This window comes from Roseateles sp. P5_B10 (genome assembly GCF_056400485.1).
The window spans coordinates 1-6,057 of sequence record NZ_JBFULE010000294.1 but is presented as its reverse complement, the minus strand read 5'-3'; the positions used below and the strand labels follow the sequence as shown (position 1 = coordinate 6,057).

The 6,057-nt window shown below is 68.1% G+C and carries 5 protein-coding genes; 2 read left to right on the top strand and 3 right to left on the bottom strand.

Annotation, left to right across the window (positions count from 1 at the left end; translation table 11 throughout):
• Positions 1–211: 211 nt before the first annotated feature.
• A complete protein-coding gene (locus AC1DU6_RS17330) occupies positions 212–982 on the top strand; it encodes a helix-turn-helix domain-containing protein (protein WP_477858540.1) in 771 nt (256 codons plus the stop codon).
• Positions 983–1,208: 226 nt separating this feature from the next.
• Positions 1,209–2,168 carry a caspase family protein gene (locus AC1DU6_RS17325; RefSeq protein WP_457320006.1) on the top strand — a complete coding sequence of 320 codons (960 nt, stop codon included), beginning with the start codon at positions 1,209–1,211 and terminating at the stop codon, positions 2,166–2,168.
• 60 nt (positions 2,169–2,228) lie between these two features.
• Here the strand turns inward: AC1DU6_RS17325 and AC1DU6_RS17320 are convergent, their stop codons facing one another.
• The 3 genes from AC1DU6_RS17320 to AC1DU6_RS17310 form a co-directional block, all read right to left on the bottom strand.
• The gene (locus AC1DU6_RS17320; protein WP_477858542.1) at positions 2,229–2,912 is read right to left on the bottom strand and encodes a CAAX prenyl protease-related protein; all 684 of its coding nucleotides are present in this window, start codon (positions 2,910–2,912) and stop codon (positions 2,229–2,231) included.
• 77 nt (positions 2,913–2,989) lie between these two features.
• The gene (gene treF, locus AC1DU6_RS17315) at positions 2,990–4,561 is read right to left on the bottom strand and encodes an alpha,alpha-trehalase TreF (RefSeq protein ID WP_477858538.1); all 1,572 of its coding nucleotides are present in this window, start codon (positions 4,559–4,561) and stop codon (positions 2,990–2,992) included.
• Positions 4,558–5,808 carry an MFS transporter gene (locus tag AC1DU6_RS17310; RefSeq protein ID WP_477858536.1) on the bottom strand — a complete coding sequence of 417 codons (1,251 nt, stop codon included), beginning with the start codon at positions 5,806–5,808 and terminating at the stop codon, positions 4,558–4,560. Before AC1DU6_RS17310 ends, treF begins: the two co-directional genes overlap by 4 nt.
• Positions 5,809–6,057 lie beyond the last annotated feature (249 nt).

Sequence of the window (6,057 nt, the reverse complement as noted above, 5' to 3'; positions counted from 1 at the left end):
GGGTTTGAGCCATGCGGGTGTCTTCTTGTGAACGAATGTTGCGATGGCCGCGATCTTGCGTGAAGCCGGGGTGGCTGGCCTCGGGAATAGTTCCAAGGCGCGTGGCAAGCGCCGCAAAGTAGCGCTTCATGACACTGCCCGACGGTCGAGGGGGACCCGTGTCGCGCAGGCGCCGAGCCGCCGGTGTCGTCATGCGCTACCGTCTCGCCTCATGTCGAGCACGCAATCGCTGGTGGCCCTCATCAAGGCCGAGCTGAAGACGCAGGGCCTGAGCTATGCCGAGCTGGCCTTGGCCCTGGACCTGTYGGAGTCCAGCGTGAAGCGCATGCTCGCGCCGGGCGGCGAGATGCCACTGTCGCGTGTGGACGAGATCTGCCGCGTGCTGAAGCTGGAGTTCGCCGAGCTGGCCGCGCGCCTGGGGCAACAGGCGCCGGCTTTGCGCGAGCTGACACTGGAGCAGGAGGGTGCCGTCGTGGCCTCGCCCGTGCTGCTGCTTGTTGCCATCTGCTGCCTGAGTCACTGGGCCATCGAGGACGTGCTGTCGCGCTATCGCATTGCCGAATCCGACGCCGTTGCGGCCCTGACCCAGCTCGACCGTCTCGGCGTCATCGAACTGCGCCCGCACAACCGCTACAAGCTCAAGGTGGCCAAGACGCTGCGCTGGCGGCCGCAGGGGCCGGTCATGCAGTTCTTCCGCGAGCGGGTGATGGCCGATTTCTTCGCCGGCGGCTTCGATGGCGAAGGCGAGCTGCTGACGCTGGTGCATGGCGAGTTCGGCGCCGGCCATGCGCGCGAGCTGGCCGAACGGCTGCAGCGCACGGCCGATGACTTCGCCCGACAGCATCTGCTGGACCAGAAGCTGCCGTCCTCTGAGAAGCGGCCCTACAGCGTGGTCATTGGCCTGAGGTCATGGATCTTCGAGGCGTTCCGCGACTTGGAGCGGCCGGGCCTGGGCCAGCGCCGCGCCGGTCGTGCTGGATAGGCAAACGACCGAATCAGGCTCCCGGATAAGGCTCGGCGAGGCCGGCCTTGCGCGCGGCCTGGCCTGTTTTGGCTAGGGTTTCCGACGCATGTTCGCAAGCATTGCCCCCCGGCGGTGCGTCCATCGGCAATGGCCTCCGCAAGTTTGACGAGTTCAACAGACGCTCCGAACCGTACAACGTCGTCCGGGCAAGGACAGTCTGCGCCCACCTTTGCGGGAGAAGCTCATGACAGGCATTGACCAATGGCAAGGCGCCCAGACTCCGTCGGACGCCACACGACGACCGGCGCAATCGCACAGGCCCGCAGGCCCCGGCGGCAGACCTGCGTCGCGCGGGTGGTACCTGGCGATCGGGCTCAATGCCGTCGATCCGGCGCAGTACGGTGGTTGGGCCGGCCCGCTGATTGCCTGCGAGGCTGATGCACGGGACATGGCGGCCATCGCGACCGGCGTCGGCTGCACGGGCACCTTGCTGCTGACGCAGGAGGCGACGTCTGCGCGTGTACTCGCGGAACTTGCGGACGCGGCGCAGCAATTGCGCCCGGGCGACCTGTTCATTCTGAGCTACTCGGGCCACGGCGGGCAGCTCGGGGACGCGAACGACGAGGAGGCCGATGCCCTGGATGAAACATGGTGCCTCTTTGATCGCATGCTGATCGATGACGAGCTGTATGCGATGTGGGCCCGCTTCGCGCCTGGCGTGCGCATCGTGGTGCTGTCCGACAGCTGCCATAGCGGCACGGTCGCGAGGATGGCGCGCTATGAATTCGTCGCGCAGGCAGTGGGCATGATGGCGGTGACGAATCCTCGCCAGGCCGGGCTGAGCCCGCCTGCTGGTGCGATCAAGGCGATCCCGTTCGAAAGGGCATGGCCTGTCTACCAGGAGCGAAAAAACTTCTATGACTCGCTGCAGTATCTCTGCGGCCCCGCTGACAAGGCCAACATCGGCGCCAGCGTGATTCTGATCTCGGGCTGCCAGGACAACCAGTTGTCAATGGACGGCATGGACAACGGCCTGTTCACCGGCACGCTCAAGCGCGTTTGGGCAGATGGCCAGTACGGGCGGGACTACGAGTCTTTCTGCAGGGACATCATCAGGCTCATGCCGCCCAGCCAGACGCCTAACTACTACGTGGTCGGTGCGGCCAACGCAGGCTTCGAAGCGCAACGCCCCTTCAGCGTCTGACGCACGGCTCTGCTGCATTTACCGTGCGGCGACTCTGGAGCGTTTGATGGGGCTCAAGCCTTACCAGAACTCCCAACGCCCGGTCCAAATGACCCAGAGGCCCAGCAGCCCATTCGTCACCGCGTGCGCGATGACGGCGCTCCACAGCTTGCCGTTCCTGCGGTAGAGCAAGGCGTAGGCGAGGCCAGCGACGACGGCGGCCAGCCACAGCGTGTGGGCCAGCGTGAAGACGAAGGTGGACAGCACGACGGCACGCGCACCGACTGTCTGCGGGTTGACCCGCTCGAAGCCAGGATGCTGCACCCAGCGCATCAGGAAGCTGCGCCAGAACAGCTCCTCCATGACCGGCACAACCAGGGCTGCGCCGGCCAGGCGCAGCACGATCAGTGGCCAGATCAGCTGGCCGTTGGCATCCAGCGGCACAAAGCTGGCCGTGGCTGAGCCGAGCTGCATCCACGGCGCATCCAGCTGCACCCAGATCGCGAAGACGGCGATGCCGACAACCACGGCCCAGCCGGTCTCGCGCGCGTCGGGCAGGTTTTGCCGCACCAGCTCGCCATAGCCGCGCCAGTACCAGGCCAGCAGGCCGCCGACGATGACAGTCTGGGCGCCGTAGATCCAGCGTGTGTCCAGGCCGCCGTCGGCGGGCAGGTAGCCGCGCAGTGCCAGCAGCGCCATGAAGACGAAGAAGGGAATGCAACGGGCGAGGGCGGCGGGGCTGAGCGTGGGCGTGTCGGCAGGCATGTCGGCCACCAGCTTAGCCCGAGGTCATGGCAACTCAGGGCGCTAGGCCCCCCAAGCCTCAGGGGTGGGCACCGGAACTAGGGGCTAAGAAGGCCATCCTTGAAGGCGACGAAGACGCCATTGGTCCAGCCGAAGCCATCCTGGGTCTCGTACTCGCCGCCGCCGCCGGCCTTGTCCTGGGCGACGTCGTATTTCTCCAGCAGCCGGCCGGTGGCGAGGTAGACGCGGTGCACGCTGGCGCACCAGCGCTCGGCGATGTCGCGGGCCAACGCCGCATGGCCGTAGCGCAGCAGGCCCTGGGCTGCCATCCATTGCAGCGGCGCCCAGCCGTTGGGGGCATCCCACTGCTGGCCAGTCGTGAGGGCCGTCGTCAACAGGCCATTGGCGCCGAGCAGGTGGCGCTGCACCTGGGCGGCCATCGCGTCGGCCTGCGGCTGGGTGGCCATGCCGAGGTACAGGGGCACGAGGGCGGCGGCCGTCAGCGGGCGCGGGTCGGTGGCCTGCCGCCAGTTCAGGTCGGCATAGTGACCCGTTGGGCCAGCATCGGCGCGCCAGAAGCGCGTCTGCAGCAGCTGGCGGCGGGCGGCCATGCGGGCCTCGAAGGCCTGGGCCGTGGCGGTGTCGCCGCTGCGCGCAGCACCCAGGGCGATCGCGCTCTCCAGGCCGGCCAGCAGCGCGTTCAGATCGACGGGTGCCAGCGCTGTCGTCTCGATCGTCGCGATGTCGGCGGGATCGGCGCACCAGCGGCCGGAGAAGTCCCAGCCGCTCTCGGCGCCGGCGCGCAGGTCGCGCCAGACGTCTGTCGGCGTGCGGCCGGTCGCGGCCTCGGCCGTCAGCACGTCCTCGCGCCAGCTCTCCTCGCGCGGCGTGCAGCGGTCGTCCCAATAGCGGTTGAGCAGGGCGCCGTCGGCGGTGCGGGCTACGCGGCGATGGGCCTGGCCGGGTGCCACCGTGGCCTCGCCGGCCATCCAGAAGCCGTGTTCTGTTTTCAACGCGTCCAGATGGGCCGCGAAGCCGGCGGCCGGGTCGTCGGCGTGCAGCAGCTCGACCATCCTGAAGAAGAACGGTGGCTGCGAGCGGCTCAGCATGTAGCTGCGGCTGCTATTGGGAATGAAGCCGTAGGTTGCTATCAGGTGGGCGAAGTTGGCCAGCATGGCCTCGGCCAGGTCGCGCCGGCCGTCGGCCACCAGGCCCAGCATCGTGAAGTAGCTGTCCCAGTAATAGAGCTCGCGAAAGCGCCCGCCTGGCACGACATAGGGCTTGGGCAGCGCGAGCAGGCTTTCGCCGTCTTCGGCCTGGCGGTGCTCGCGCACCAGCAGCGGCCACAGCGCGCGGATGTGTTCGCGCACACCCAGGCGCGGGCCAACGGCGGTGTCATGGCCGGGCAGCACGAAATGGCCGTGGACGAAGTCGGTGAGCGAGAAGCCCGGCAGGCGACGTTCGACCTCGAAGCGCGCACGGATCATGGCGGGCGCGGTCTTGGGCCGGGCGTCGACAAAGCTCTTGCCGTCGCCGAAGACGCGCGTCATCTGCACGGCGACGAAGAGCTCGCCGTAGAGCTCGTGCGGGGTGGCTGCGCTGCTGTGCGCGGCGGCGTGAACGGGCGCGGCGGCCAAAAGGTCGCCGGGGCGCTGGGAGCGGAAAGTCATGACGATGCGAGATGCCGGCGCAGCCGGGCGAGCGAGATGGCCAGGGCCGTGACGGGCACGAGCAGCAGACCGAAGGCGGTGGTGCCGTCGAAGGCGACGAAGAGGCGGCCGGTGACGAAGCTGCCCAGCGTGCCGCCCAAGGCCGAGAAGACGACGATGAGGCCGGTCATGGCCGCATGCTGGCGCTGCGGCAGAGCGCTCAGCATGGCCGAGTTGATGGCGGGGTAGATGGGTGCCAGCAGCAGGCCGGTCAGCGGCAGCAGATAGGCCGCGGGCGGGGCGTTCAGCCAGCCAGCGTCGGCGCCCAGCGGTGCGACGTTCAGGGACAGCGGCAGCGTGATGAGGATCAGCGCTGCGATGCCGACCAGGCAGGCGATGACGACGGCAAACCAGCCCAGCCGCCCGATGACGGCTGCGCTGGTCAGGCGGCCCAGCGCCGTCGTCGCCGGCATGATGACCGCAAGGCCCACGCTCATCGCCGTGGGCAGGTGCAGCACCTCGTTGTTGAAGCTGGGCAGCCAGGTCGAGATGCCCTGCTCGATCAGCACATAGAGAAAGGCCGACAGCAGGAAGACGACAACCAGGGCCATCTTGAGCAGCGGCGCCATCGCCAGCAGGTCTTCGCGCACGCTGGTGTTCGGGGACTGGATCGGACCTTCGTCGAGCGGACTGGTGAGCAGCAGCACGAAGGCACCGGCAGCCAACGCGGCCAGCAGCGGATAGACCTGCAGCCAACCTCGCCCCTCGGCATGCGCGGCCTGGCTGAACAGCAGATAGCCGCCCAGCACGCCGACCATGAACAGGCCTTCGAGCAGGTTGGTGAAGCGCGCATGGCCGGCGCGGTCGTGCGTGACCAGGCCGATCATGGAATAGGCCGAGACCTTGACGAGGGCGAAGCCCGCGCCGAGCGTGCAGAACAGCAGCTTGATGGCCCAGAAGGCCGACAGCACCGGCATCGCCAGGCAGGCCGCGCCGACGGCCGCGAGGGCCAGCAGCATGGCGCGCTTCAGGCCCAGGCGCGGCAGCAGCGAGGCGACCAGGAAGGACGTCAGCGCGATGGGCAGGTCCTTCCACGCGTCCAGCAGCGCGGCCTCGGCGCGGGGCACGCCGAGGGTCTGCACGACCAGCAGGTTGACCGCACCGACGCTGTTCAGCAGGGCGCCGAACAGCATGTAGGTGAGGATGATGGCGAGCTTGATGCGCAGCGTGCCGGTGGTGGTCGGTATTGCCGCTGATGGGTATGTCATGTTTTTGCACCTGTTGGTTGGTGCTGAGCGTGGTGCCGGGATTTCGCCCCGGCGGGCGACTCACTTTCTTGGGCGCCCAAGAAAGTAAGCAAAGAAACCGCCCCCGATCCGCCCGCCCTGCGCTGCGCTTCGGGTTCCCTGYGGTACTCAGGCCTTGAGGCCCCGCGCAAAACTCCCTCCGCTACGCTGCGGTCAAACAGTTGCGCGGAGTCAGTTCTTGAAGCGTGCTGCGCACGCGGCCTCAAGGCC